Source organism: Polaromonas sp. P1_G1 (assembly GCF_056405595.1).
This window is the reverse complement of sequence record NZ_JBFUBU010000024.1, coordinates 89510-112374: the sequence shown is the minus strand read 5'-3', so window position 1 is coordinate 112374 and position 22865 is coordinate 89510. Positions and strand designations below refer to the sequence as shown.

21 protein-coding genes are annotated in these 22865 nt (G+C 58.7%); 19 read left to right on the top strand and 2 right to left on the bottom strand.

Annotated elements, in window-relative coordinates:
* The first annotated feature begins 8 nt into the window (after positions 1-8).
* Both rfbA and rfbC read left to right on the top strand, forming a co-directional pair.
* On the top strand, positions 9-896 hold the full coding sequence (gene rfbA, locus AC1D1Y_RS13880; protein WP_477682833.1) for a glucose-1-phosphate thymidylyltransferase RfbA: 888 nt from the start codon (positions 9-11) through the stop codon (positions 894-896).
* On the top strand, positions 893-1441 hold the full coding sequence (rfbC, locus tag AC1D1Y_RS13875; protein ID WP_477682832.1) for a dTDP-4-dehydrorhamnose 3,5-epimerase: 549 nt from the start codon (positions 893-895) through the stop codon (positions 1439-1441). The genes rfbA and rfbC overlap by 4 nt, the downstream gene beginning before the upstream one ends.
* Before the next feature lie 13 nt (positions 1442-1454).
* On the opposite strand, the gene AC1D1Y_RS13870 is transcribed toward rfbC, so the two are convergent.
* Together AC1D1Y_RS13870 and AC1D1Y_RS13865 are read right to left on the bottom strand one after the other, a co-directional pair.
* On the bottom strand, positions 1455-3407 hold the full coding sequence (locus tag AC1D1Y_RS13870; protein WP_477682831.1) for a polysaccharide biosynthesis protein: 1953 nt from the start codon (positions 3405-3407) through the stop codon (positions 1455-1457).
* 37 nt (positions 3408-3444) lie between these two features.
* Positions 3445-4005: a sugar transferase gene (locus AC1D1Y_RS13865; protein ID WP_477682830.1), complete on the bottom strand. Its 561-nt coding sequence runs from the start codon at positions 4003-4005 to the stop codon at positions 3445-3447.
* A gap of 377 nt (positions 4006-4382) precedes the next feature.
* Between AC1D1Y_RS13865 and AC1D1Y_RS13860 the strand changes: the two genes are divergently transcribed.
* From AC1D1Y_RS13860 to AC1D1Y_RS13780, 17 genes are all read left to right on the top strand, one after another.
* Positions 4383-5846 carry a mannose-1-phosphate guanylyltransferase/mannose-6-phosphate isomerase gene (locus AC1D1Y_RS13860; RefSeq protein ID WP_477682829.1) on the top strand — a complete coding sequence of 488 codons (1464 nt, stop codon included), beginning with the start codon at positions 4383-4385 and terminating at the stop codon, positions 5844-5846.
* A 415-nt stretch (positions 5847-6261) separates the two neighbouring features.
* Positions 6262-6639 (top strand): MarR family EPS-associated transcriptional regulator, encoded by a 378-nt coding sequence (locus AC1D1Y_RS13855; protein ID WP_477652832.1) that lies wholly within the window; start codon positions 6262-6264, stop codon positions 6637-6639.
* Positions 6636-8462 carry an ABC transporter ATP-binding protein gene (locus AC1D1Y_RS13850; protein ID WP_477682828.1) on the top strand — a complete coding sequence of 609 codons (1827 nt, stop codon included), beginning with the start codon at positions 6636-6638 and terminating at the stop codon, positions 8460-8462. Before AC1D1Y_RS13855 ends, AC1D1Y_RS13850 begins: the two co-directional genes overlap by 4 nt.
* Complete coding sequence (locus tag AC1D1Y_RS13845; RefSeq protein WP_477682827.1) at positions 8395-9486, top strand: SDR family oxidoreductase; 1092 nt, start codon at positions 8395-8397, stop codon at positions 9484-9486. Before AC1D1Y_RS13850 ends, AC1D1Y_RS13845 begins: the two co-directional genes overlap by 68 nt.
* A 19-nt stretch (positions 9487-9505) precedes the next feature.
* Positions 9506-10678 (top strand): UDP-4-amino-4,6-dideoxy-N-acetyl-beta-L-altrosamine transaminase, encoded by a 1173-nt coding sequence (pseC, locus tag AC1D1Y_RS13840; protein WP_477682843.1) that lies wholly within the window; start codon positions 9506-9508, stop codon positions 10676-10678.
* A complete protein-coding gene (locus AC1D1Y_RS13835; protein ID WP_477682826.1) occupies positions 10675-11544 on the top strand; it encodes an aldo/keto reductase in 870 nt (289 codons plus the stop codon). The genes pseC and AC1D1Y_RS13835 overlap by 4 nt, the downstream gene beginning before the upstream one ends.
* A gap of 145 nt (positions 11545-11689) precedes the next feature.
* Positions 11690-12691, top strand: coding sequence for an N-acetylneuraminate synthase family protein (locus AC1D1Y_RS13830; protein ID WP_477682825.1), 1002 nt, complete (start codon positions 11690-11692; stop codon positions 12689-12691).
* Positions 12692-12701: 10 nt separating this feature from the next.
* Positions 12702-13460 carry a hypothetical protein gene (locus tag AC1D1Y_RS13825; RefSeq protein WP_477682824.1) on the top strand — a complete coding sequence of 253 codons (759 nt, stop codon included), beginning with the start codon at positions 12702-12704 and terminating at the stop codon, positions 13458-13460.
* Between the two features lie 40 nt (positions 13461-13500).
* Positions 13501-14829, top strand: coding sequence for a glutamate-1-semialdehyde 2,1-aminomutase (locus AC1D1Y_RS13820; RefSeq protein ID WP_477682823.1), 1329 nt, complete (start codon positions 13501-13503; stop codon positions 14827-14829).
* A gap of 11 nt (positions 14830-14840) precedes the next feature.
* On the top strand, positions 14841-15974 hold the full coding sequence (gene pseG / locus AC1D1Y_RS13815) for a UDP-2,4-diacetamido-2,4,6-trideoxy-beta-L-altropyranose hydrolase (protein ID WP_477682822.1): 1134 nt from the start codon (positions 14841-14843) through the stop codon (positions 15972-15974).
* Positions 15967-16866: a class I SAM-dependent methyltransferase gene (locus AC1D1Y_RS13810; protein WP_477652840.1), complete on the top strand. Its 900-nt coding sequence runs from the start codon at positions 15967-15969 to the stop codon at positions 16864-16866. Before pseG ends, AC1D1Y_RS13810 begins: the two co-directional genes overlap by 8 nt.
* A 29-nt stretch (positions 16867-16895) precedes the next feature.
* Positions 16896-17597 carry a metallophosphoesterase family protein gene (locus AC1D1Y_RS13805; protein WP_477682821.1) on the top strand — a complete coding sequence of 234 codons (702 nt, stop codon included), beginning with the start codon at positions 16896-16898 and terminating at the stop codon, positions 17595-17597.
* 45 nt (positions 17598-17642) lie between these two features.
* Positions 17643-18602, top strand: a complete 960-nt coding sequence (locus AC1D1Y_RS13800) for an ATP-grasp domain-containing protein (protein WP_477682820.1) — start codon at positions 17643-17645, stop codon at positions 18600-18602.
* Positions 18599-19648, top strand: coding sequence for a pseudaminic acid synthase (gene pseI, locus AC1D1Y_RS13795; RefSeq protein WP_477682819.1), 1050 nt, complete (start codon positions 18599-18601; stop codon positions 19646-19648). Before AC1D1Y_RS13800 ends, pseI begins: the two co-directional genes overlap by 4 nt.
* A gap of 20 nt (positions 19649-19668) precedes the next feature.
* Positions 19669-20169: a GNAT family N-acetyltransferase gene (locus AC1D1Y_RS13790; protein ID WP_477682818.1), complete on the top strand. Its 501-nt coding sequence runs from the start codon at positions 19669-19671 to the stop codon at positions 20167-20169.
* A gap of 42 nt (positions 20170-20211) precedes the next feature.
* The gene (locus tag AC1D1Y_RS13785; protein ID WP_477682817.1) at positions 20212-21828 is read left to right on the top strand and encodes a polysaccharide biosynthesis PFTS motif protein; all 1617 of its coding nucleotides are present in this window, start codon (positions 20212-20214) and stop codon (positions 21826-21828) included.
* A 38-nt stretch (positions 21829-21866) separates the two neighbouring features.
* Entirely contained in the window at positions 21867-22850 is a 984-nt protein-coding gene (locus AC1D1Y_RS13780; RefSeq protein WP_477682816.1) for an FkbM family methyltransferase, read from the top strand.
* The last annotated feature ends 15 nt before the right edge of the window (positions 22851-22865 follow it).

Below are 22865 nucleotides of genomic sequence, written 5' to 3'. Positions count from 1 at the left end.
GCTCACACATGACTCAACGCAAAGGCATCATCCTGGCCGGCGGCTCCGGCACCCGCCTGCATCCGGCCACATTGGCCATCAGCAAACAGCTGCTGCCGGTGTACGACAAGCCCATGGTGTATTACCCGCTGAGCACACTCATGATCGCCGGCATCCGCGAGGTGCTGATCATCAGCACGCCGCAGGATACGCCGCGCTTCGAGCAGCTCCTGGGGGATGGATCGCAGTGGGGCATGAACCTTCAATACGCCGTGCAACCCAGCCCCGACGGCTTGGCCCAGGCCTTCATCATCGGGGAGAAATTTCTGAACGGCGCGCCCAGCGCCCTGGTGCTGGGCGACAATATTTTTTACGGCCACGACCTGCACAAGCTGCTCAGCGAAGCGGATGCCGAAACGTCGGGTGCGACGGTGTTTGCCTATCACGTGAAAGACCCGGAACGCTACGGTGTCGTGGCGTTTGATACCACTGGACGCGCGCGCAGCATTGAAGAAAAACCGGCCGAGCCCAAAAGCCATTACGCCGTCACGGGCCTGTATTTTTATGATGCCCAGGTCGTCGAGATTGCCAAGTCGATCAAGCCAAGCGCTCGCGGTGAGCTTGAAATCACCACGGTCAACCAGCGTTACCTGGAACAAAACCAGCTGAAAGTGCAGATCATGCAGCGCGGATATGCCTGGCTTGATACCGGGACCCACGACAGCTTGCTGGATGCCAGCCAGTTCATCGCGACGCTGGAGCACCGCCAGGGACTCAAGATCGCCTGCCCGGAGGAAATCTCCTGGCGCAACGGATTCATTGACGACGCCCAGTTGCAGAAGCTCGCCGAGCCGCTGGCAAAAAGCGGCTACGGCCAGTACCTGCAGAACCTTTTGAAGGAGGTCGGCCGGCCATGAAAGTCACACCCACGCCGATCGCCGACGTGCTCATCATCGAACCCCGGGTGTTTGGTGACCAGCGCGGCTTCTTCCTGGAGAGTTTCAACCAGCGCGCGTTCAATGCCGCGACCGGCACCGATTTCAGCTTTGTCCAGGACAACCACAGCCGGTCGGCAAAAAACGTGCTTCGCGGCCTGCACTACCAGGTCGGGCAGCCGCAAGGCAAGCTGGTGCGCGTCGTGCGGGGTGCCGTCTTCGACGTCGCGGTTGATATCCGTCCCGCGTCGCCGACTTTCGGCCAATGGTTCGGCCTGGAGCTCAGCGAGGAGAATCACCGGCAGCTGTGGGTGCCGCCCGGCCTTGCGCACGGCTTCCTGGTGCTCAGCGATAGCGCGGAATTCCTGTACAAAACGACCGACTACTATGCGCCCGAGCAGGAGCGCTGCATTGTCTGGAACGACCCCACGCTGGGGATCGCCTGGCCCCTGGAAGGCGGCTCGCCCCTGCTTTCAGGCAAGGATGCCGCGGGTTTGAGCTTTAAAGAGGCGGTGTCCGCACCCTAGAACCCGTGGGTTCTTAAAGGCTTGCCAGGCCGACGAGGTCGCTGTCCTGGGCGTCGGGTGTGAACCCGCTGACGTGCTTGAGCAGCAATATCCGCAAGGTGGCGGTGTCGTTGGCTTTCACCGCCTGCTTGAGCACTTCCAGGTCTCCGCGGAAATCCGCCCAGGGCACGAACTCTTCGTGCGCCTTGAGGATGCGGGGATGCAGCGTCGCGACGGGGTTGTCGCCGATCAGCAGCTCTTCATACAACTTCTCGCCGGGGCGCAAACCGGTGACTTCGATCGCGATGTCGCCGTCGGGGCGGTTTTCGTCGCGCACCGTGAAGCCGGAGAGCTTCACCATGCGGCGCGCCAGGTCGATGATGCGCACCGGCTGGCCCATGTCCAGCACATAGACTTCGCCGCCTTCGGCCATGGCGCCCGCCTGCAGCACGAGCTGGGCGGCCTCGGGGATGGTCATGAAATAGCGCGTCACGTCGGCATGGGTCAGGGTGATCGGGCCGCCGGCTTCAATCTGGCGCCGAAACAGCGGCACGACACTGCCGCTGCTGCCCAGGACGTTGCCGAAGCGGACCATGGCAAAGCGCGTGCGGTTGTTCACTGCAGGGGCTCCAGGGCCGAAACTCGGGGCCGGCGTTGCGGAGAGCGCTTGCAACACCATCTCGGCGAGACGCTTGCTGGCGCCCATGACGTTGGTGGGCCGCACGGCCTTGTCGGTGGACACGAGCACGAAATGGCTGACACCGGTTTCTATCGCGGCGCGTGCCGCATTGAAGGTGCCCAGCACATTGTTGGCGACCCCCTCGGCGGGATTGCTTTCGACGAGCGGAACGTGTTTGTAGGCGGCTGCGTGGTAAATCGTGTGCGGCTGGTAGGCCCGGCAGATTTCCAGCATGCGGCCGTAGTCGCGGACATTGGCCAGCAAGGGGGCAATTTCCACGGCCTCGCCATGTTCGGCAATGCGCCGGCATAGGTGACCCAGCTCCTGGTGGATGCTGTAGAGGCCGAACTCGCTGTGTTCGACAAGGATCAGGCGCGCGGGCCGCTCCTGCAGTATCTGGCGGCACAACTCGCTGCCGATGCTGCCTGCGGCGCCGGTGACCAGCACCACTTTGCCCTTCAGGTTGCGCGCCAGCAGCGCGCGATCGGGCGGCACGGGATCGCGGCCCAGCAAATCTTCCACATCAAGGTCTTTGATGTCCGCCAGCGCCACGCGGCCATGGGCAACATCCGTGAGGCCGGGCAGGGAGCGCACGTGGACCGGCAAGGGCTGTAGTTCGTTCAGGATCTCGTTGCGGCGGGCACGGGTGATGGACGGCAAGGCCAGCAGCAGGTCGGTGATCTCGAGTTGTTTCACCAGGCCGGGCAGCTCTGCCGGCGCATAAACCGGCACATGGTTGATGGTCAAGCCCTGCAGCGCCCGGCTATCGTCAACAAATCCCAGCAGTTTGAATTCATGGGAGGTGGCGATGGCATTGGCGATCTGCACGCCTGCGGAGCCCGCACCGTAAATCAGCAGGCGGCTGACTGGCAGGCCCCGGCGCTGACCGGCTGAAAGACTGCTCAGCCATTGCCGCGCGGCAGCCCGGCTGCCGCCCACTAGGAGTATCAGTATCAGGGGTTGCAGCAGGCCAAGGGAGCGCGGCACGTCCGGCCATGACATGAATACCAGCAGCCCGGAAAACAGCACCGCGTACAGCGATACGGCAATCACCAGCGCCCGCATCGCCGCCAGGCCGCTATGCCGGAAAACTGCCCGGTAAAGGCCATTGCGCCAGAAGATCGGAGCGGCCAATACCGGTGCCAGCGCGTAAGGCCACCACTGGTGGACGCTATAGGGCCAGTGCAAAGCGTCCAGCCGCAGCGAGTAGGCGATCCATACGGCCACAATACCCATGACGACGTCCGCGAACGCCACCACGAGTTGCTTGACGCGCCGTGATTGGCCCAGCAATTTCTGTTTGATCATTGACTTCGCATCGTAGGGGTTATGCCGGTTATGCGGCTTAGTGGGAAACGCCGTCGCGGCGCAGCACCTTGGCCGCGGTCAGCCACAAAATCCGGATATCAAACCAGAGTGATCGCCGCCGCAGATACTCTGCATCCAGCGCCACTTTTTCGGGAATCGGCAGTTCGTCACGGCCATTGATTTGCGCCCATCCCGTGAGCCCCGGAACCAGTTCGTGCACCCCCTGCGCCGTGCGCAAGGCAACCAGGTCATCCTGGTTGAACAAGGCCGGCCGCGGCCCCACAAAGCTCATGTCGCCGACCAGGATGCTCCAAAGCTGCGGGAGTTCGTCGAGGCTGCTTTTGCGCAGAAATGGACCGATGGGGGTCAGGTGCGCCGCCGGGTTCGCCAGCAAATGCGTGGCAACCGCCGGCGTACCCGTGCGCATGCTCCTGAACTTGGGCATCCTGAATATCCGATTCCGTCGGCCAACGCGATCAGACCAGTACAAAGCGGGACCGGCGGATGTGAGCCGGACCAGGATGGCTACGATCAGGATGGGAAGGGCCAGAACGCCCGACAGCAGAATGGCCAGGGCCAGGTCGAATAGCCGCTTCAAAGGAACCGCGCCTTTTGCTGGTTTGAATTTTTCATGTTTGATTCTTTAATACCCAGCCTCCCGGGTAACCCCTGTAATTTCCACGCAGCAGCATGTGACGCTCGATTCTATGCCGACGTAAATTTGCGGTAACGCCGTCCGCAAACCTTGGCGCGAGCTCCGGGCCGCCTCGGTGAGGTGGAAAAAGGAGTTTCATGGAGCTATACTGTTCATCAATTGAACAAGCTCCGTCCCGCTCCCTCTGCCGATTAAGGTACAGAATTTTCGCAGCAGCGATAACAAGTTTGCGTATGCCTATCTGCTGACGCCGACAGGGATGGCGGAGTATGAGTCGTTGCAAGGGGAATCGAGCAATTGAAAACCGGGATCGACAACGAATGAGCTTACCTACGATTCAAGCAAGGCCGGTAGTTCTCTGCGGTGGATCCGGAACGAGGCTCTGGCCGCTTTCGCGAACGGGGTTTCCCAAGCAGTTCCTTTGCCTCACGGGTGAAGAGAGCCTGTTTCAACTGGCTACGAAGCGGTTGATGAGCGTAGGTGATGCGCAAATCAATGTTACGGCTCTGTGCATCGTTACCAATGAGGAGCACCGCTTTCTGGCGCAGGAGCAGTTGCGCGAAGTAGGGATTGAGCTGGGGTGTTCGCTTCTTGAACCCGTGGGACGTAATACTGCGGCAGCTCTGACTTTGGCGGCCCTTGCTGCGATGGAAAATGGAGATGATCCTGTTCTGCTCGTGACCCCTGCTGATCAAATCGTTGCCGATCAGCCGGCTTTCGTTACTGCCATGCAAGCAGCGATTCGCGAAGCTGCCACCGGTGGCATTGTCATCCTTGGTATTACGCCGGATCGGCCGGAAGCCGGTTATGGTTACATCAAGGCCGTATCAAATGCCGTCTCGCCGGCACCAAGTTTCACGGTGGAACGTTTTGTTGAGAAGCCCGATGCCGCAATGGCAAGGCGTTATCTCGATGCGGGCGGGTATTACTGGAATGCGGGAATGTTCGTGCTGAAGGCCTCGGTGTGGATGGCGGCGCTGGAATGCTTCCGCCCGGATATCGCCCAAGCAACCCGCGCCGCATGGGAAAAGCGCAGCATCGACCAGAAATTTGTTCGCCCCGGAAAGCAGGAATTCACCGCCGTCCCTGCCGAATCCGTCGATTACGCCGTGATGGAACGCTGCTGCGGTAGCGATTTTTCACTAAGGATGGTACCGCTCGATGCAGGCTGGAGTGACCTCGGCGCTTGGGATGCCGTCTGGAAAGTTCTACCCAAGGACGACAAGGGCAATGCCTGCTTTGGGGATGTCTTAACCGTTGACAGCCGGAATACCCTGGTACATGCCACCAGCCGTCTTGTCAGCCTTGTTGGCGTGGACAACCTCATCGTTATCGAAACGCCCGATGCTGTCCTGGTGGTTGATCAATCTTGCAGCCAGGACGTCAAGCACATCGTCAACCAGCTCACTGCTGGCGGGCGGGAAGAGCTCGCGATGCACCGCAAGGTCTATCGCCCCTGGGGCTGGTACGACAGCATTGACGATGGGCCGCGTTTCAAGGTCAAGCGCATCCAGGTCAAACCCAAAGCAAGTCTCAGTCTGCAAAAACATCATCACCGGGCAGAGCATTGGGTAGTGGTAAAGGGTACGGCGGAGATCACCTGCGGGGACAAGACGATCATGCTTACCGAAAACCAATCCACTTATATCCCCTTGGGCGAAATTCATCGCCTGACCAACCCCGGCACGATCCCATTGGAAATTATTGAAGTGCAGTCGGGTAGCTATTTGGGTGAAGACGATATCGTCCGTTTTGAAGATCGGTACGGACGGAGTGACCGATAAGGGGCGCCGCAAAAATTTATGTCGCCGGCCATCGGGGCATGTTCGGCTCGGCCATTGAAATGGTGCGCGAAGATTTCAAGGCCGCCGGGCGTAACGAACTGATCAAGCATCTTGGCTTCAAGACGATGGATCACCACGAATGACTGCGCAGCACCATCAGCCCCTGATTGAGCTTCTGCGCCGGCTGGGATATCACATCAGCCAACGGCGCCGTGTCCGGTGACGCCGTCCGCAAACCTTGGCGCGAGCTCCGGGCCGCCTCGGTGAGGTGGAAAAAGGAGTTTCATGGAGCTATACTGTTCATCAATTGAACAAGCCCTGTCCCGCCCCCTCCTTTCCCTCGAGGTGCTTCCGGCTGGTGGATTGAAGGGTCTTACCCTTATCTGGTCCTTATCTGGTCGGTCCAAATTTAAAAATGTCCACTGAAGAATCCCATTTGCAGGTGCTACGTTTGCTGCAGACAAATCCGCGAGTCAATCAACGCGGCCTGGCGGATGCGCTAGGGATCAGTCTTGGCAAGACCAACTACTGCCTCAAGGCACTGATGAGCAAAGGGCTGATCAAGGTGCAGAATTTTCGCAGCAGCGATAACAAGCTTGCGTATGCCTATCTGCTCACTCCCGCTGGGATTGCCGAAAAGGCCAATCTGACCGCCCGGTTTTTGAAACGGAAGGTTTCCGAATACGAAGCCCTGAACCAGGAAATACAACAGTTGAGGCGGGAACTGGAAAGCGCCGAGGGCGCTGCACCGGATGCCGCCGAGCCGGGTGCGGCGATGGGTGCACGGTCATGAAGGCCAATGAGGTCGGCGCACCGGCCGGCAGGGGGTTGCTTGTCCGCCTGTGGTTCCACTTGAGCCGGCGCCGGCGCGGGCAATTCTTTCTGCTGTTGGGCCTGATGCTGCTCAGTGCTTTCGCTGAAGTGGTGAGTTTGGGGGCTGTATTGCCCTTTCTGGGAATCCTGACCGCGCCGGAGCGGGTCTATGCCTATCCGGGGGTGGCGTCCACGGCCCAGTCTCTGGGGCTTGCTTCCGCTGACCAACTGCTTTTCCCCATTACCGTGGCATTTGCTGTGGCTGCCGTTGTGGCGGGTGTCCTGCGAATAGCCTTGCTGTGGATGAGCACGCGGCTTGCTTTCGGCAGCGGCGCCGATCTCAGCCTTGATATTTATCGCCGCACGCTGTATCAGCCCTATCCCGTCCACATCTCACGCAACAGCAGTGAAGTGATCAGCGGGATTACCAGCAAGGTCGCTACGGCAGTCTCCGTGCTCAATCAGGTATTGACACTGATTAGCTCGACGGTATTGTTGGGCGCAATCATGTTGGCACTTATTGCCATCGACCCGAAGATCGCCCTTGTGTCTGCCATTGCCTTTGGCGGCGCATATGGACTGATCTCGACGCTGTCGCGCCGCAAGTTAAAGCGCAACAGTCAGCGTATGGCTACGGGGCAAACTCAGGTTGTCAAAGCGCTTCAGGAGGGTTTGGGCGGCATCCGCGATGTGCTTCTTGATGGTACTCAACCCATCTACTGCGCGGAATTTCACCAGTCCAGCCAGCAGCTCAGGCACGCGCAGGGGAACAATGTGTTCCTCGCCGGGAGCCCCCGTTTCGCGATGGAGTCACTGGGCATGGTCCTTATCGCCGTTCTGGCGTACGGCTTAAGCCGCCAGCCTGGCGGTATCGCCACAGCACTGCCTGTCCTCGGCGCGCTGGCTCTAGGCGCGCAGCGGATGCTTCCCGCCCTGCAGCAGGCGTATAACGCCTGGGCCACCATTCGTGGAAGCCATGCCTCGCTCGTTGAAACCATCATCCTGCTGGACCAACCCGTTCCGCCCGAGCTGCTGTTGCCTCCTCCGTTACCGTTGCGGTTCAAGCACTCGATACGGTTTGAAAACGTCAAGTTTCGTTACTCGCCTGCCGGCCCGTGGGTGCTTGACGGCCTGACTCTGGAGATTCCTAAAGGGGCCAAAATCGCTTTCGTCGGCAGTACGGGCAGTGGGAAAAGCACGACGCTGGATTTGCTGATGGGCTTGGTGAATCCGGTGGAAGGTGCGTTTCTGGTGGATGGTCAACCCCTTTCGCAGAATCAGATCCGTGCGTGGCAGCGCACGATTGCGCATGTGCCGCAGAGCATCTTTCTGGCTGATGCCACAGTGGCGCAAAACATAGCGCTTGGTGTGCCGCCGGCGGAAATCAATATGGAACGGGTTCGCCAGGCCGCAGCGCAGGCGCATATTGCCGAGTTCATAGAAGCGCATCCGGACGGTTACAGCGCTGCAGTTGGCGAGCGTGGGGTGCGTCTTTCAGGGGGGCAACGCCAACGCATCGGGATTGCCCGTGCCTTGTATAAAGAAGCTGATGTGCTCGTCTTTGATGAGGCGACCAGTGCACTGGACAACGCCACGGAGCAGTCTGTCATGGAAGCTATCCAAGGGCTGGGCCCACATCTGACCATCATCCTGATCGCGCATCGGCTCACCACAGTCAGGGAGTGCGATACGATTTTTGAACTCGAGGGTGGTCGTGTAGCGGCGCAAGGCACATATGGCGAGTTGCTTGCTGCCAGCCCTGGCTTTCGTCAGATGGCCGCAACCGTGGTGCAAGTGCAATGACCGCACCCGTTCTTTCTTCTGGACGTCGCATCCTGGAGCTCTCCTGCTTCGTGTCGGTTGCACACCTGGCCGGGATTTTTGGCCCTTATTCAGCATGAAAAAAAAGCGACTCCTTATTACCGGCGGAAGCGGGCTGCTTGCACTCAATTGGGCCTGCGCCTTGCGCGGCACCTGGGACGTGACCCTGGGAACACACCAGCATCCGGTTGAGCTTGCCGGCGTCAGCGCACGTCCTTTGGTTCTGGATGATCCGGACCGGCTGCGAACCCAATTCGAAGAAGTTTCACCCGATCTTGTCGTCCATACCGCGGGGTTGACCAGCGTGGATCGCTGCGAACAGCTTCCGGCGCTTGCCCACCAGGCCAATGTCGAAATCGCCAGAAACGTGGCGCAGGCCGCCGCCACGCAGGGCGCCGCGCTGGTTCATGTCTCGACGGATCATCTTTTCTCCGGCCGGCAAAGCATGTGCACGGAGGCCGAGCTGCCTCAGCCCGTAAACCACTACGGCAGGACCAAGGCGCTCGCGGAAACCGCCGTAATGCAGGTGAATCCCGCGGCGCTGGTGGTGCGCACCAATTTTTTCGGCTGGGGCCATGCCACGAGGCAGTCCTTCACCGACTGGCTGATTTACAACCTGAGGGCCGGCAAGGAGCTGTCCCTGTTCGACAATGTTTTTTTCACGCCGATTCTTGCCGATGCACTGGCCCTGGCCGCGCATGAACTGGTGGAGAAGGGCGCTTCGGGCGTTTTTAACCTGGTCGGCGATCAGCGCATGTCCAAATACGAGTTTGCCTGCATTCTGGCAAAGGATTTCTCGCTGCCCGAACACCTGCTTTTGCGGCACAGCTTCGATGGCTCCGAACTCGTGGCGGCGCGGCCGCATGACATGTCCCTGGACAATCGCAAGGCGCGCGAGGTCCTGGGACGGGACCTTGGCGGCGTGCCACAGTTCCTGGCCGCGCTGCGCCAGCAGGAGTTGTCAGGGCGCGGCGCCGAACTACTGAAGTCAGTCAACCCAAAATAAGAATGGACCTATCGTGAACATGATTTCCTATGGACGCCAACATATTGACGAAGAAGACATCCAGGCGGTGGTGGCCTGCCTGCGCAGCAACGCCCTGACGCAGGGACCCATGGTCGCGCAGTTTGAGCAAGCCGTCGCCGACTACGTGGGCGCCCGTTATGCGGTGGCTGTTTCGAGCGGGACAGCCGCTCTTCACATGGCTGCACTGGCTGCCGGGGTGGGCCCCGGCAATGCGCTCTTGACGTCTCCCATCACTTTTGTGGCCACCTCGAACGCCGCAGTCTATGCGGGCGGCACGCCCCTGTTTGCCGACGTGGATGCGGATACGGTCAACATATCCCCGGCGGCCGTCGAAAAGAAGCTGAAGGAGCATCCCGAGATCAGGGTCATCAGCCCGGTGCATTTTTCGGGCCTGCCTTGCGACATGGCGGCCATCAAGAAGATGGCGGACGGCGCCGGCGCGGTGATTGTTGAAGACGCCGCCCACGCCCTGGGTTCGCGTTATGCCRACGGTTCGCCGGTAGGCAATTGCAAATACTCGCTGATGACCGTTTTCTCGTTCCATCCCGTGAAGTCGATCACCACCGGCGAAGGCGGGCTGATCACCACCAACGATGAGGAAACCTATCGCAAGCTGCTGCGCCTGCGCAGCCACGGGATCAACAAGGAAGCGGATACCTACCAGCTGCCGGAGAACGCCCAGACCGACGGCGTTCCCAATCCCTGGTACCACGAGATGCAGGAGCTGGGCTTTCATTACCGGATCACCGACATCCAGTGCGCGCTCGGCGTGTCGCAAATGAAAAAGCTCGACATGTTTGTTGCGCGCAGGCGCGCGCTCGCCAAACGCTACGACGCGGCCTTTGCCGGGTCAAAATTGATCAGGCCCGCCCAGACGGCCGGCCGCGACCGGAGCGCGCATCACCTCTATCCGGTGCGCATCGACTTCGCCGCGGCGGGCACCACCCGCGCGGTGTTTATGGGCGAGCTGCGCCAGCGCGGCGTGATCGCGCAGGTCCACTACATCCCGGTGACCATGCAGCCCTTTTACCAGCGCTTGGGATGTGTTAACGCCGACTATCCGCAAGCCAACGCGTACTACGCTCAAGCGCTAAGCCTGCCGCTGTATGTCGACCTGACCGATGCGCAACAGGATGGCGTCATTGCCTTGTTGCTGGAGCTGCTTGGATGAAGCTGGCGCTCGGCACCGCCCAGTTCGGCCTGGCTTACGGTATCGCGAATACCGACGGCCAGGTGACGGCCCACGCGGCCGTCAAGATTCTTGCGCGCGCCCAAGCGGCCGGCATGGACACGATCGACACGGCGATTGCCTATGGCCAAAGTGAGCAACGACTGGGCGAAGCCGGCGTCGGAGGCTGGAATGTTGTTTCCAAGCTGCCGGCTATTCCTGAAGGGTGCGCTGACATACAGGCGTGGGTTACCGCGAATGTGGATGCTTCGCTGGCAAGGCTAAGGGTGCCGCGTCTTCGCGGCTTGCTGCTGCATCGGCCCGGCCAGCTCCTGAGTGCGGATGGGCGGCAGCTGTACCAGGCTCTGTTGCAGCTCAAGCACGCCGGGAAAGTCGAAAAAATCGGGATTTCAATCTACGAACCGACCGAGCTCGATGAGCTTTGCGCCCAGTATGTGTTCGATCTTGTCCAGGCGCCCTTCAATGTGCTTGACAGACGGCTGGCCACCTCGGGCTGGCTGCATCGGCTGCATGCCGAAGGCGTTGAAATCCATGTGCGTTCGGCCTTTCTGCAAGGGCTGCTGCTTTGCGCAACAGGGAAATCACCTGCCGGCTTCGAGCGATGGGAGCCCCTGTGGTCGTCATGGCGGGCCTGGGTCACCAGTGCTGGTGTGAATCCTTTGCGCGCCGCACTCGGCCATGTTCTTTCCTACCCGGAAATCGACCGTGTCGTGGTTGGCGTTGACAGCCTGGACCAACTCAATGAAATTCTGGCCTGTGCGGAATCCGGACAGCGACGGGCGCCGGATGCACTCGCGACGACCGATTCCGATTTGCTGAATCCGGCGCGCTGGCCGGCCTTTCTTTAATTCGACCATGGACTTGCTGCTCATCATCCGTGGATTGGCTGCCATCCTCACTGTGGTCTGGCACGCCATTGGATATCAAGCGGGCCTGCGCTTGGTCGCCGGGCACAGCACACGGTAGAGAAACTGACATAAACAAGGAAAAACCATGACCATCGAAATCATCGCCGAACTCGCGCAGGGGTTTGAGGGGCGTCCCGAACAAGCCCGCCTGCTCATGAAAGCCGCCGCTTCCGCTGGCGCGGATGCGGCCAAATACCAGCTGGTGTATGCCGACGAGCTGGCGACGCCGGACTACAAATACTACGACCTGTTCCGTTCGCTGGAAATGACGGACGAGGTGTGGATGGGCCTGTCGAAATACGCAACAGAACTGGGCATTACGCTGCAGGTCGATATTTTCGGTTCGCGCAGTTTGAAGCTGGCGGAAGCCATAGGCGCTTCCGCGGTCAAACTCCATGGCACCGACATTGCCAATCTGGGCTTGCTCGCAGAAGTGGCCCGCAGCGCGGTTCCTAAAGTGTTGCTGGGCGCGGGCGGTGCGTGGTCGGCTGAAATCGAACACGCCGTTGCCGCACTCCAGAACAAGGAGGTCGTGGTCCTTCTCGGGTTCCAGGGTTACCCGACGCCGACTGAGACCAACCAGATCGCCCGGGTCAGGCTGTTGGTGGAACGCCTGGCCAAGGGGCACCCCCATGTATCGATTGGCTTTGCCGATCACGCCTCCCCGGACAGTCCCCTGAGTTACGCATTGGCTGCGGTTGCGCTGGGCGCGGGCGCGCGCGTTATCGAGAAACACCTGACCTTCGGCCAGGTCATGAAGCTTGAAGACCACGAGTCGGCACTCAATCCAGACCAGTTTCTGGAATTCACCCAGACCTTGCGCGCCTGCTCGGAAGCCATGGGGTCGGCCGGCGACGCAATGGATTTTGGGATGAGCGAATCGGAGCAGGGCTATCGGAAAGTGATCCGGCGCCATGTGGTCGCAGGGGCCGATCTGGACGCCGGGCGGGTCATTTCGCCCGCCGACCTCGTGCTCAAGCGCACGTCTTCGGAGCAGATCATGACCGACCTGGCGCCGGTTTACGGCAAAACCCTGAAACGCAAGATTCTAAAAAACGCGCCGGTCGCCGCGGCCGATATTGAATAGAGGGGCCGGTATGCAAAGAAGACTTGTCGCCGCCATTGCCTGCCGCAACCAGGGCGCGCGCCTGTATGGCAAGCCCGTCCAGAACCTGGATGTCGAACACGGCATCCGGATCATCGACAACATCATCGGCTGCCTTGAAACGATTGACTGCATTGACGAGATCGTTCTGGGAATTTCGGAGGGCGTCGAAAACGAGGTGTTCAAGGTCATCGCCGGGCAAAAGGGCTTGCGGTATGTCGTTGGAGATCAAATCGACGTGTTGTCCAGGCTGATCGATTGCGGTCTGCTTGCCGGCGCCACCGACGTGTTCCGGGTCACCAGCGAGTCCCCATTCCTTTACTTCGATCCTGTCGAGGATTTGTGGCGCCGTCATCAGGCCGATGGCGCGGATGCTTCTTTCCTCGATGACGTGATTGACGGATGCGGTTTTGAAATCATTTCCCTGAAGGCGCTACAGGAGTCCCACGAAAAAGGGGAAAAAAAGCACCGTTCGGAACTGTGCTCGCTTTATATTCGCGAGAATCACCAGCATTACCGCATCATCAAGGCCGATGCGCCCCCGGCCCTAATTCGCAAGGACTTGCGCCTGACCGTCGACAATCCCGAAGATCTGGCGGTATGCCGGATCATTTATGGCGTTTTCAAAAATTCGGCCCCGCGAATCTCCGTGCCTGAGGTCGTCAAATTCCTGGACGCCAATCCAAAGTTGATTGAAATGACGGCGCCGTTTGCTGAGGCGGGCTACGCAACCATGTACCGCTGGGGCTGATCAAGATACCCATCCGCATAAAACCTGACCGGAAACGTAAATGAATAAAGTCACTAATTACGAGTTATCCCGCCGATTTTCCGCCGAAGTGCATGACTACATCCCCGGCGGCGCCCACACTTATTCCAAGGGGGACGACCAGTTTCCCCTGAATGCACCCGCCGCCATCGTGCGCGGCAAGGGTGCGCGGGTTTGGGATCTGGACGGCAATGAATTTATCGACTGCAGCATGGGCCTTACTTCGGTCTGCATCGGCCATGGCTATGAGCCCGTCGCCCAGGCGGTGTCCGATGCAGCCTTTCAGGGCACCAACTTCCAGCGCCCTGCTGTGATTGAACTGGAAGCGGCCAAGCTCTTCCTCGAAACGGTGCAGTCTGGCGACATGGTCAAGTTCGCCAAGAACGGTTCCACGGTGACGACCGCGGCCGTCAAGCTTGCCCGCGCCTTCACGGGCCGCAACAGGGTTGCCATCGCGAAAGAGCACAATTTTTTCAGCTTCGACGACTGGTTCATCTCCACCACTCCCTGCGACTTTGGCATTCCGGCCCAGGTCCGCTCGATGACCGCCACCTTCAGCTACAACAACTACGCGTCTGTCGAGGCCTTGCTTGCCGACAAGAACCATGACATCGCGTGCCTCATCATGGAGCCCGTCAAGTTCGACCCTCCCATCGATAATTTTTTGCACAAGGTGGCTGCGCTTTGCAAGGACCGGGGAGTACTGTTGATCCTCGATGAGATGATCTCCGGCTTCAAGTGGGACCTCAGGGGCGCCCATAACTTCTATGGCGTGAAGCCCGACATGGCGACCTGGGGCAAGGGGATTGCCAACGGTTTTTCAGCTTGCGCGTTGACCGGCCGCGCGGACATCATGGAGCTGGGCGGCATTCGCCGCGAAGGGGACGACAAGCTCTTTCTGATCTCCACAACGCATGGCGCGGAGACCATAGGCCTGGCAGCCATGATCGCTACCATACAGGCGTTTAATCAGCACGACATGATCGCCAGCAACTGGGCCAGGGGCGAAGCATTGAAGCTGCGCCTGGAGCAGGTCATTGGCAAGCATGGGCTCGGGAAATCGTTGCAGCTGCTGGGTTACCCTTGCCTTTTTGCGCTGGCCTGCCGCAATGCCGAGGGTGAGGCCGACGATGCCTTCCGCACCCTGATGCTGCAGGAAATGATCGCGCGCGGGATCCTGTTCCAGGGGCTTTTTTATCCGACCTGGTCGCACCAGCAGGCGGAGATGGATCTCCTTGTCATGGCGTTTGACGAGTCCTGCGCCATCTACCGCAAAGCCGTCGACGCTGGAACCACCAGCCAGTTGTTGATTGGCCGGCCCGCGAAACCCGTTTTCCGCAAAAAAATCTAGCTGGCGGCCGAGTGGACGTTTTTTTTCGCACAGACGCTTCGGCCATCATGGGCTACGGCCATGTGATGCGTTGCCTGACCCTGGCCAGCGCCTTGCGCAAGCATGGATTGCAGTCCACGTTTGTGTGCAAACAGCATGCGGGAAATCTGAGCGAGCTTATTGAGGAGCGTGGGTTCGCCGTTGTCCGCCTTCCGGTGACGGAGACGGCTTCTTCCGCCTTGGAAAAGACGCACGCCGATTGGCTCGGATCGTCGCTGATAGAGGATGCCCGGCTGACCCGCGCCGCTATCGAGCAGGCGGGTGCGCGGCCGCAATGGCTGATTGCGGACCACTACGCGCTGGACCATCAGTGGGAGACCCTTCTTCGCCCAGCGGTGGACCATTTGATGGCCATTGATGATCTTGCGGATCGCTTGCATGCTTGCGAGATATTGCTGGACCAGAATTTCTTCCTGAACCTGCAACAGCGTTACATCGATAAGGCCCCCTCCGATTGCGCAATGTTGCTTGGCCCGAAATATGCGCTGCTCCAACCTGTTTATGCGGAGCTTCATGCGCGTGCCGAGCCCAAGAGCACGGTGCGCCGGATATTCGTGTTCTTTGGAGGCGCCGATACGATGAATCTGACGGGGCGGGCGATCAGCGCCTTTCAGAAACTGGCGCGACCCGACATCCGGCTGGACGTTGTGATGACGAATGGAAGCGCAAGGTACGAAGATGTCCAAAAACAAGTGGCGGGATATTCCAACATCTGCCTGCATGGTTCTTTGCCCTCGCTGGGTCCCCTGATGGCGACGGCCGATCTTGCGATCGGCGCCGGCGGGGCAACGGTTTGGGAGCGCTTATGCCTGGGTTTGCCTTCCGTGGTGATCGGTCTTGCCGAGAACCAAAAACCTGTTTGCCAAGATCTCGCAAGCGCGGGCCTCATCCGCTACCTTGGATTTCAGGACCAGGTGGATGAGGGTCTCATCTTCAGTGCATTGAGTGACATCATCGAATCGGAAGACATCTCCGAATGGTCTCGCCGGTGCCATGCCGTGTGCGACGGAGAGGGCGCGCAGCGGACGGCGGACCTGATGATTGCCCGAACTCTTCAATTGGCCGGCCGCGTCGTTGTTGCCCAAGGGAAAACAAATCATGAATGAGAAATTTGAGAAGCAAACGCTGGCGTCTGGATACGTGCAGGCAGTTCCTCGGCCCAAACAGGAAGAACTGGACACTTTTTACCGCGAAATCTACTACGGCGAAGGTGTTACCGCCACGTATCAAGCGTCCTACAGCGAGGATGAAATCCAGCAGAAGCGCTTGCGAGCGGATTGTGTCGTGGAGTTGCTTGCGCAGAACTGCCCGGGAAAAAACACTGTCGACTTCCTGGAGGTTGGCTGCGGCGAAGGCTTTGTCCTGAGCAGTGCGGCGGCGAGGGGATGGAATGTTTCGGGGGTTGACTATCAGTCGGCGCCGGTTGCGGCGTTCAACCCCGCCATGATCTCTCGCGTTGCGGCGACCGATCCCAATGTGTATTTGAATGACCTGATAGAAAAAGGCGTCAAAAAAGATGTTCTTGTTCTGCAGAATGTGCTGGAGCATGTTCTTCATCCCGAAGAGCTGTTGCGAAAGCTCCAGCAGTTGCTCACGGATGATGGCTGCCTTCTCGTTCAGGTGCCGAATGATTTCAGCGATCTTCAGGCACTCGCGGATCGGCAGGGGCGCATCAATCGCGACTATTGGTTCCTTCCCCCGCAGCACCTGAACTACTTCAATGAGAAAAATCTCCCGACGGTCGCACAAGCGTGTGGATTTGAGCTCGCCGACGGAATTTCAGATTTCCCAATTGAAATGTACCTCTGGGGCAATGCTGAAAACTATGTCACGGACAAAGCCAATGGCAAGTTTGCCCATCAGGCCAGGGTATCGCTGGATTTATTTTTTTCCAGAAACGGGCTTGATAAATACCTTCAGTTTTACCGCGCCGCATTTCAGATAGGTGTTGGGCGGAACATCTGTGCCGTTCTGAAGAAGCTCCCCCCGGGTGGTTGAGCCGGTGTTTGAATGACCGGAGGTACATGATGCGCATCGCTCTACTTGGCGACATACACGGCAACAGCTTTGCGCTCAAGGCCGTGCTTGACGCCGCGCGGGTGGCGCGCGTGGAGAAGTTGCTGATTACGGGGGACTTCGTCGGATACTATTTTTGGCCCAGGGAAGTCATGGACATGCTGCGCGACTGGGACATCGCGGCGGTGCGTGGCAATCACGAGGACATGCTGATTGATGCCTTGAGTGCGCCGGCCTCTCTTGAAAAAATCAACGCCACTTACGGCTCGGGGGTGAACAGGGCGATTGAGACATTGACGCCGGCCCAGCTTGATTGGCTATGCCATCTGCCGCACCCCAGTTCTTTCGAGTTTGACGGAAAATCGTTGCTGCTTTGCCATGGCTCTCCGTGGGATGTGAACCAATACGTCTATCCGGACGCGAAAGCAGATCTTCTCGACAGTTGCGCTGAGCCAGGCTATGACTGGGTTGTGATGGGGCATACCCACTACCCCATGGTGGAGAGGGTTGGGAAGACGGTGTTGGTCAACCCCGGCTCCGTGGGGCAGCCGCGCAACAGGATTCCCGCGGCGCACTGGGCGTTGCTGGATACCGCGTCGCAGGAACTTATGCTCATGACCGCGCCTTATGATGCCTCTCCCGTGGTGGCACTGGCCGCCCAGCGGCATCCCGAGCTTCCCTACCTGGCAAATGTGCTTTTGGGAAAGCGCTAGCCGACGCACGCAGCAGTGGCTCAGATATTGCGAAAATTGGACCTCATGAGAAAAAATGTATTGATCACGGCGATCGGCGGAGATATTGCCCAAGGCATTGCGGCCATCCTCCGGCAGTCATTCCCCGATTGGCGCCTCACCGGCATCGACGTGCATTCGCGGCATGCGGGGAGCCTGTTTGTCGACCGCTTTCATGAGGCTCCCAGGGCGTCTGACCCCGCTTACGAAGATGCGCTGAAGACGATCGTGAGCCGGCATGCCATTGATCTGGTGATTCCCATGTCCGAGGCTGAATTGCAGCTTCTGGCGTCCAGGGGCCATAGCAAGATCGGCGGAGCCTCATTGCTGATGGCCAATCGCCTCGCGATAGAGGTTGGCGCTGATAAATTGAAGACCGCACAGTTTCTTGCTTCCATCGGTGTGCCTGCGCCATGGACCGACCTGGCTGAGAACTTTTTGCCTCAAAAAAACTTGCCTTGTATTTTCAAGCCGAGACGGGGGGCAGGGTCCAAGGCCGTCTTTCGGTGCGAGACAGCGGAAGAGGTGGAGTTTTACCGCCACCGGCATGCCGACGCCATCGTCCAGGAGTTGCTGTTGCCAGCGGACCAGGAAGTCACCTGCGGCGTATTTCGAACCAGCGAGGGGCGTATTGCCGTTCTGCAGTTGCTGAGAACACTGACGGGCGGATTTACCGGCTGGGCTCAGGTGATTGATGAGCCAGAGGTTTTTTCGCAGTGTTCCAGGCTCGCCGAAGCCATCGGCCTGCGCGGTTCAATCAATGTCCAGCTTCGGATTACAGAAAATGGTCCGCGGATTTTCGAGATCAATCCCCGTTTTTCATCCACGGTGTTGATGCGCCATCAGATGGGTTTTTGTGACCTGGTCTGGTCCATCCAGGACCTGATGGGGGAAGACGTACATCTCTTTTCACCTAAAACCGGCACCACCGCCGTCCGCCTGCAGGGGGCGCAGGTGCTCAAACCCCATACATTGGAACAAGCATGACGATACAAATTCTTGACAGAAAAATCGGCGCAGGCTTTGCGCCTTTCATCATTGCGGAGATGTCGGGCAACCACAACCAGTCGCTGGACCGCGCGCTGGAAATTGTGGAGGCCGCCGCAAAGACGGGTGCGCACGCGCTGAAAATCCAGACCTATACGCCCGACACGATGACGCTGGACATCGATGAGCGGGAGTTTCATATCAGCGATCCCAAAAGCCTGTGGGAAGGGGCGTCGCTGTACAAGCTGTATGGCCAGGCGTACACGCCCTGGGAGTGGCACAAGCCTATCTTCGACAGGGCTCTCGAGCTCGGGATGATTCCCTTCAGCACGCCTTTCGATGATTCCGCCGTCGATTTTCTCGAAAGCCTCGATGTCTGCTGCTACAAGATCGCATCATTCGAAAACACGGACCTGCCCTTGATTCGCCGGGTGGCTGCTACCGGCAAGCCCTTGATTATTTCAACGGGGATGGCGACAGTGGCGGAGATCGACGAGACGGTTCGCGCAGCGCGCGGAGCGGGCTGCAAGGACCTGATACTCCTGAAGTGCACGAGCACCTATCCGGCCACACCGGACAACACCAACATAACGACCATCCCGCATATGCGTCAACTGTTTGGCTGTGAGGTGGGCTTGTCGGACCACACGATGGGGGTGGCTGTTTCGGTGGCCAGTGTCGCGCTGGGTGCGACGGTGATTGAAAAACATTTCACGCTCAATCGCGCGGACGGCGGCGTGGACAGCAGCTTTTCCATGGAGCCCGCCGAGATGGCGCAGCTTGTGACCGAGTCCGCTCGGGCGTGGCAGTCGCTCGGGAAAGTCAGTTACGGGCCAACCGAAGCCGAAAAGAAGTCTCTCCAATTCCGTCGATCCCTGTATGTGGTGCGTGACATGAAGGCCGGTGAGACCTTGACGCCGGACAATGTCAGGGCCATTCGCCCAGGGCTCGGGCTGCCTCCCAAGTACCTCGAAGTCCTGATGGGGAAAACCATCAAGCGGGACGCTGCCCGGGGAACGCCATTGCAATGGGATCTCCTCAAGTGAGTGTTGCCGGATCTCCGGTGGTGATTGAAACCACCCGGTTTTTTTTGCGCGAGTTGACGGTCGACGATGTATCCGCCAGATATCTCGGCTGGCTAAGCGATTCGGCGGCCAAAAAATGGATAGCCACCGCGGAGTCCACGCGCGGTCTTGCGGATCTGCGTGAATATGTGCGGCAGCGCGTTGGCCGTGAAGATGTGCTTTTTCTGGGGATTTTTTCAAAAGCCGACGATCTCCATATCGGCAACATCAAGTATGAACCCCTCCTTCGGGATGAGGGCCGCGCCGAGCTGGGCGTTCTGATCGGTGATCCCGCTTTCCGTGGAAAGCATGTTTTTGCCGAGGTATTGGCGGCCAGTGCCGCCTGGCTGAAGCTTCATCGGCGGATCGAGCGGATTTACCTGGGCGTTGAGCGCGAAAACCTGCCGGCCGTGAATGCCTACCGGAATGCGGGTTTTGTCGCGGACCCCTCTTTGCAGCCGGCAAACACCCCGGGCATTGTGCGGATGGTGCTGCATGTTTAGGCCGTCTCTGCGTTCCTGTTTTATCCAGGGGTTGGTTGCGGCATGAGCATTCCCGGACTGGATGGCTTTCTCCGCAAGCGCGCGCACGCACGTTTGAGACACCTGATGCGAGGGTATCGGTTGTTGAGAAAGACGGGTGCCCTGAGGCGGATCGCGGCCGTCAAGGAGGCCTTGACGGCGACACCGGTTTTCTCCGCCGAGGGCAATCCGGAGCTTTTTTCCGGCTTGGACGGAAAGGCCGCTGAAATTGCGGTGCGGCAGTTTGTGCTGGTGCGATTTGTTGGCGTCGGTCTAGCGTCCGCGCTGCTAAGCTCGGTCGGAAAACACGATGCGCCCATAGCCTACCCGTTACCCGGCGCATGGCGAAAGGTTCTGCGTGAGCACGGGTTTGAGGTGGACGAAGGCCGATCCGCGCTGCTGTGGGCCGGTGTTGTCGCCCTGCACTTCGCGAGTGGCATTTTCGTCGCGTTCAAGCTTGCGCTGGCTGATGCCCGGTCCCTGATGCGACCCGCAAAAGAAAGCCCGAAAAACCATGCCTATTTTGATGCGCTGGGACCTGGGAACCTCCCGCCCGCCGGCGGGCGCGGTGAGAAAAACGATATCGTGAGCTGGTACCTTCATTGGCAGGGACGGGCCCCGGGATTGGACGCGGTCTACCACAACGTTCTCACGGCCGGTGCGCGGAAGTCGGACGGGGTGGAAGTCGTTCCGGTTTCCTCACCGTTCCTTCCCTTCGCCGACCTGGCCTTGTTGATGGGCTTTCTGGGCGCGAGCATCGTTGCCATTGGAAAAGCCTTTTTGGGCTCGATGGTGGGACGCTGGTGGCTTTCGATGATGTTGGGCGAGGTCGTCAAAGCGGCCCACATACGCGAGCAGAATCCCGCGCTGTTGGCACGGGACTATCTTTTCCATAATTCGAACTGGATCTACCGCCCGCTATGGACCTACGAGGCGGAGCGCCGGGGCGCAAGAATACTTTTCTATTTTTACTCCACGAATATCGAGCAGTTCAAGCAATCCGGGGTTTATCCGGAACCCTTGTACGGCTGGCGGACAATGACCTGGTCGAAATACCTGGTCTGGGATGACTACCAAGAGGCCTTCCTCCGGCGCGCGGTGAGCGATGCCCCGGAAGTCAATGTTGTCGGGTCCATCAATTTCCATTCGGGGGTACCGGCGTCACTGGATCTTCCGGCTTGCAGTATTGCTGTGTTTGATGTGCAACCCATGCGCGACGCGGTGTATCAACCGCTGGGCCTTGATATCGAATACTACGTTCCGCGGAACGCGAGCAAATTCCTGACGGATATCCAGGAGGCAACCCGGATGGCAGAAAAAGTCATGGTGTTCAAACGCAAGCGTGATGTGGGAACCCGCGTGCACCCCGCCTATGAGCGCACCATAAACTGCTTGGGTGAAACTTCGAATTATCTGGAGATTGATTCGGATACTTCAGCCAGCGCGCTTATCGAGAAATGCCAGGCGGTTATCTCGACGCCGTTTACCTCCACCGCCCTGATTGGCCGCGAACTCGGAAAACCATCGATCTACTATGATCCGTACGGCATTTGCGAAAAAGACGACCGTGCGGCGCACGGTATTCCCATTCTGTCGGGGCAGGAAGAACTGCAAGACTGGCTGTCAGCATTGTCCTCATGACAATCTTCCAGAAGGTATAGACAAGGAAAACGTTTCCGATGCCGAATCAAGACCAAACCCATTCCTCGCCGGTCACAGGCGAGCATAACTTTATGAATTCAATAAAACTGGGTGCCAAGCAGGCCATCGCGTTTCCCCTGCGACTACTTCATTTGGCCGCTGTCCTATACATCTGGGTTCTGTCCAAGATACGGCCTCATTTTGGGTACCTGTGGATTGATTTTCAATCACAGAAGATTTCTCAATTGGTTAGAGAGGTTATTCATGCCAGTGGCGGCAAAAACTACCCTTTCAAATTCCATACGCCGAACTATCTTTGCGAAATTCGTGCAACGACGTTTTCTACCAAGGAGCCAGAAACGTTAGCTTGGATTGATGAGTATGGCGGTGAGGGTGCATTTTTCGACATTGGGGCGAATGTCGGGCTTTACTCCGCTTATTTCGGTTCAACCAAGCCCGGTAACGTATACGCATTTGAACCATCCGTTTTCAACTTGGCATTGCTGGTCAAAAATTTGAATGCAAATGGCCTCGAAAAGAAAGTGAAGGTGATTTCCACGCCTCTCACGGAAACGAACCAGTTTGCTGATTTCACGCTTTCTTCCACCCAGGAGGGCGGCGCTTTATCGGCCTTTGGGGTGGATTATGGTTACGACGGAAAACTTCTCTCCAAGGTCAGTTCATATCAAACCCTGGGGTTCTCGCTCGATTTTTTATTCGAGTGCGGAGTGCTTTCCGAATGCCCGGAAATGATAAAGATAGATGTAGATGGCATTGAGCATTTAATATTAAGGGGGGCCGTTAAAACGATTTCAAACCCCGAGTGCAAGACAGTGTTGGTGGAGGTCTTGCATGATTTCGGAGCTCAAAAGCAAGAGGTTTTCGAGATTCTCACTCGCTGCGGCTTTGAATTGTCGGAGGGATCGACCACCACCTCTCCCGTCAGTGAGCCCAAGACCGGAAGCATTAACCAAATCTGGATAAAGCGAAGTTTGGGTACACCCACTCAACATGCCGGTTGACGTGTTGTGTTTTCT